1 CRISPR repeat array is annotated in these 5,052 nt (G+C 64.9%).

The window, feature by feature from the left end:
• The first annotated feature begins 37 nt into the window (after nucleotides 1-37).
• Nucleotides 38-5,006: direct repeats of the CRISPR family, unit length 33 nt; unit sequence GTTTCTATCCGCACGCCCCGGGCGGGGCGCGAC.
• Nucleotides 5,007-5,052 lie beyond the last annotated feature (46 nt).

A 5,052-nucleotide genomic window follows, 5' to 3' on the forward strand; every position in this document is an offset into this window, starting at 1 on the left:
ACCGGCGGGGGCTGGTAAGGGGGAGTATCCCAGTATTGTTTCTATCCGCACGCCCCGGGCGGGGCGCGACCCGCCCATGGGCAAGCGTCTTTAAATTGCGGCTTGTTTCTATCCGCACGCCCCGGGCGGGGCGCGACTTGTTGTTCAGGCCATTTCCATCTATATGATCAATGTTTCTATCCGCACGCCCCGGGCGGGGCGCGACATGTCGCCAGGGTGGCTGACGGAAACCATCAGCGTTTCTATCCGCACGCCCCGGGCGGGGCGCGACCCCGGAATATTGCGGATAGCCGACGGCCACGGCGTTTCTATCCGCACGCCCCGGGCGGGGCGCGACAATCTATGGTGACCACGCCACGCTCACCGACAACGTTTCTATCCGCACGCCCCGGGCGGGGCGCGACCACTAGCATCGACTGAGCAAGTCTTTAACTTGCCGTTTCTATCCGCACGCCCCGGGCGGGGCGCGACTTCGCAACAACCCCGACGCGCACGCCATCCTCAGCGTTTCTATCCGCACGCCCCGGGCGGGGCGCGACGGTAGCGGGTAAATCATTGGGCGCATACGTGTCGGTTTCTATCCGCACGCCCCGGGCGGGGCGCGACTACTGCGGGACATTACAGACATAAATGCGATTCAGCAGTTTCTATCCGCACGCCCCGGGCGGGGCGCGACCGCCCACGACGCTGGCTAGCTCTAGCCCCTGGTGTTTCTATCCGCACGCCCCGGGCGGGGCGCGACTCATTCCGACATCCTCGCCGGGCATCAGCCCATCGTTTCTATCCGCACGCCCCGGGCGGGGCGCGACCGCGGGTCAATCCATTGCCCAACGGGGTGCGTAGTTTCTATCCGCACGCCCCGGGCGGGGCGCGACTCCTTGCCCTGAGTTACCGCCTCGTGGGTGAGCTTGTTTCTATCCGCACGCCCCGGGCGGGGCGCGACGTTAGCACTGCTAATACGTTATGCCGGGTTATGGATGTTTCTATCCGCACGCCCCGGGCGGGGCGCGACGCTGGGTCGCGGATGATCCTAGTGCGGAGTTTGTGTTTCTATCCGCACGCCCCGGGCGGGGCGCGACGCGGAAAGGGCGCCCATCGTAGGCATGGTTAGCGATGTTTCTATCCGCACGCCCCGGGCGGGGCGCGACACGCCTACCGGCCTTGCTCGCATCTTCATGCACATGGTTTCTATCCGCACGCCCCGGGCGGGGCGCGACAAAACTCACGAAAGCCCAGCGCGATGCTGACCGCGTTTCTATCCGCACGCCCCGGGCGGGGCGCGACCAGCGGGAGCGGCGTTCGGGCGCGTTAATATCCAGTTTCTATCCGCACGCCCCGGGCGGGGCGCGACCCGGTTTCATCGGCGGGCAGTGAGCCAATCGCAGGGTTTCTATCCGCACGCCCCGGGCGGGGCGCGACGCGAGAGATCGGGATAGCTGAGCGTCAGCTGCGTAGTTTCTATCCGCACGCCCCGGGCGGGGCGCGACAGTCGAAACCATCCGCATCGAGGGCGTGCCGGATGTTTCTATCCGCACGCCCCGGGCGGGGCGCGACAGTTGAGCTTAGCCATGCGCTTCATGACGACCGAGTGTTTCTATCCGCACGCCCCGGGCGGGGCGCGACGCTTTACGCGCACGCCTCCGGTGCCAGCGCCTTAGTTTCTATCCGCACGCCCCGGGCGGGGCGCGACTGGGGTTAGTAGTGGTGGCTAGCAGCCTGCGGAGTTTCTATCCGCACGCCCCGGGCGGGGCGCGACTTGGCTGTGCTAGCTAAGATGCTTTCAGCCTCGCGGTTTCTATCCGCACGCCCCGGGCGGGGCGCGACATGGGCTCGGTGTTAGCAAGCTCAGCTGTTAGGTCAGTTTCTATCCGCACGCCCCGGGCGGGGCGCGACCCTGCATCATCGCGGCGTCGACTTCATCCTTACTGTTTCTATCCGCACGCCCCGGGCGGGGCGCGACCTCGATTGTCGATGCGCTCAGCGGCCAACGCTTGATGTTTCTATCCGCACGCCCCGGGCGGGGCGCGACAAACCGGTTGCATAAAGAAGAACCACTAAAATTAGTTTCTATCCGCACGCCCCGGGCGGGGCGCGACCGTTCCATCAGGCCGATTTGATAAAGGCGCTCATTGTTTCTATCCGCACGCCCCGGGCGGGGCGCGACTGTAGCCGATATGTGTTCCGGTAGGCCCGAACATGTTTCTATCCGCACGCCCCGGGCGGGGCGCGACGTACTTCTCGCGAACGGGGCCGTCGATCCATTCATCGTTTCTATCCGCACGCCCCGGGCGGGGCGCGACAGGACAGCGGAGCCGCAGAAGGATTTACCCGCATGGTTTCTATCCGCACGCCCCGGGCGGGGCGCGACGACCCAAGACAGCATGAAGGCTCGCACCCTGTTCTTGTTTCTATCCGCACGCCCCGGGCGGGGCGCGACTCCTGGCTGCAATACGAGCCTACCAAGCCTGTGTGGGTTTCTATCCGCACGCCCCGGGCGGGGCGCGACAGAACAAGCTCCAACGCAAGTGGCTCCTGGAGGCAGTTTCTATCCGCACGCCCCGGGCGGGGCGCGACATATGCCTTTGCGCGGCAAGTACAAGCGTCCAGCGTTTCTATCCGCACGCCCCGGGCGGGGCGCGACCACTCTTCCGAATGCGCCCTGTCGCCAAGGCGCTGTTTCTATCCGCACGCCCCGGGCGGGGCGCGACCTACTTTGCCGCCGCCCCTACCCGCGACCAAGTGAAGTTTCTATCCGCACGCCCCGGGCGGGGCGCGACTTGGCGCTGTTGATCAATGCACCCCACACAACACGTTTCTATCCGCACGCCCCGGGCGGGGCGCGACAAAACAGAGCAGGGCAGCCGGTACGTTATCAACGTTTCTATCCGCACGCCCCGGGCGGGGCGCGACCAATGAGCGCGCAACCCGATTTTCATTCAATAAGCGTTTCTATCCGCACGCCCCGGGCGGGGCGCGACTCGCCAAACGCGGCGATGGGTGTCTCGCCTATACGTTTCTATCCGCACGCCCCGGGCGGGGCGCGACGGCGTTACGGCTGCGGCGGTATATCGAAAAGCGATGTTTCTATCCGCACGCCCCGGGCGGGGCGCGACGGCATCGGTATATCCGACGCTGTGAGCGATGTAGCGTTTCTATCCGCACGCCCCGGGCGGGGCGCGACCCGGCGTCACGTGCAACCATGGCGCGCTTCATCATGGTTTCTATCCGCACGCCCCGGGCGGGGCGCGACCGCTGAGTAGTGACGTTATTTTCCATGATGTACTGGTTTCTATCCGCACGCCCCGGGCGGGGCGCGACCCTGACCTTCACTAAAACAATGTTTAGCGCAAGGTTTCTATCCGCACGCCCCGGGCGGGGCGCGACACGACTGCGGGGGCGTTAGCCTTGCACTTATCCCAGTTTCTATCCGCACGCCCCGGGCGGGGCGCGACCTAGGGTCTCTACGCCTGTAGCTGATGGGCTTGAGTTTCTATCCGCACGCCCCGGGCGGGGCGCGACAAACATCCTACTGGTATGATGATGTCAAAAGCATAGTTTCTATCCGCACGCCCCGGGCGGGGCGCGACTCGGGAGCAGTCCATGCGCTACCGTTCCAGCGGGGTTTCTATCCGCACGCCCCGGGCGGGGCGCGACAATTATCCCAGCTCATGCCTTCATCAAAAAGACTGGTTTCTATCCGCACGCCCCGGGCGGGGCGCGACTCTCCCTGCTGGCGTTGCCCTTCCTTTAGCGCCTGTTTCTATCCGCACGCCCCGGGCGGGGCGCGACATGGAGTTAGCACTAGAGCGTATCGTAGAGATAACGTTTCTATCCGCACGCCCCGGGCGGGGCGCGACGCAGGACGTCCTGCCGCTGCTGCCCATCATGCACAGTTTCTATCCGCACGCCCCGGGCGGGGCGCGACACGTGTAGCCGTCGAGGTGGTGTTAGGGAGTGGATTGTTTCTATCCGCACGCCCCGGGCGGGGCGCGACGTGGCTGCGCTACTGGACGGTGCTACCCAAAATAGTTTCTATCCGCACGCCCCGGGCGGGGCGCGACGCCTTCGCCGCCTGATTGGCTGATGGCAATCTGGGTTTCTATCCGCACGCCCCGGGCGGGGCGCGACTATCGGTACGCGGTTTAATATGACAAACCCGAGAGCAGTTTCTATCCGCACGCCCCGGGCGGGGCGCGACTCTCCCGCTAATTCTGTGTGGCTAAAAATATCAGTGTTTCTATCCGCACGCCCCGGGCGGGGCGCGACCGGTTCCCGATATGCCTAGCGCCCTACCTGTTTCTGTTTCTATCCGCACGCCCCGGGCGGGGCGCGACCATCGTGGCCGTGCTGCGTGTGATAAAACAGAGGTTTCTATCCGCACGCCCCGGGCGGGGCGCGACACGATTTACATGCGTGACGACTACGACGATGGAATTGTTTCTATCCGCACGCCCCGGGCGGGGCGCGACTTCCCGTGTCCTCTTCTTCGAGACGACGCACGCGTTTCTATCCGCACGCCCCGGGCGGGGCGCGACATCTCATCCTTTTTACGATCCATTAGGATCTCTAGTTTCTATCCGCACGCCCCGGGCGGGGCGCGACCTCAGTGGCGTGATGAGATTCTACCGCTGCTTGATGTTTCTATCCGCACGCCCCGGGCGGGGCGCGACCGATGCTGTTGATGATGGCGATGCTGTTAATCTTGTTTCTATCCGCACGCCCCGGGCGGGGCGCGACGTGGCCCGCCTGGGGATAATGGCGAGCTGGTGTTAGTTTCTATCCGCACGCCCCGGGCGGGGCGCGACCGTGTTCATCGGCCTGTTTCCTCTGCTTGCTGTCGTTTCTATCCGCACGCCCCGGGCGGGGCGCGACTCCCTAGCAAGACATTCTTTTTCGATAAAGTGCAGTTTCTATCCGCACGCCCCGGGCGGGGCGCGACCATCAAACCCAGCCGACGCATTGACTATCCTGACGTTTCTATCCGCACGCCCCGGGCGGGGCGCGACTGTATCCGTCCACCACGTCAGACCATTCGCTTTGTTTCTATCCGCA

The sequence above is a fragment of the Vreelandella nigrificans genome (assembly GCF_002374315.1).
Classification (GTDB): Bacteria; Pseudomonadota; Gammaproteobacteria; order Pseudomonadales; family Halomonadaceae; genus Vreelandella; species Vreelandella nigrificans.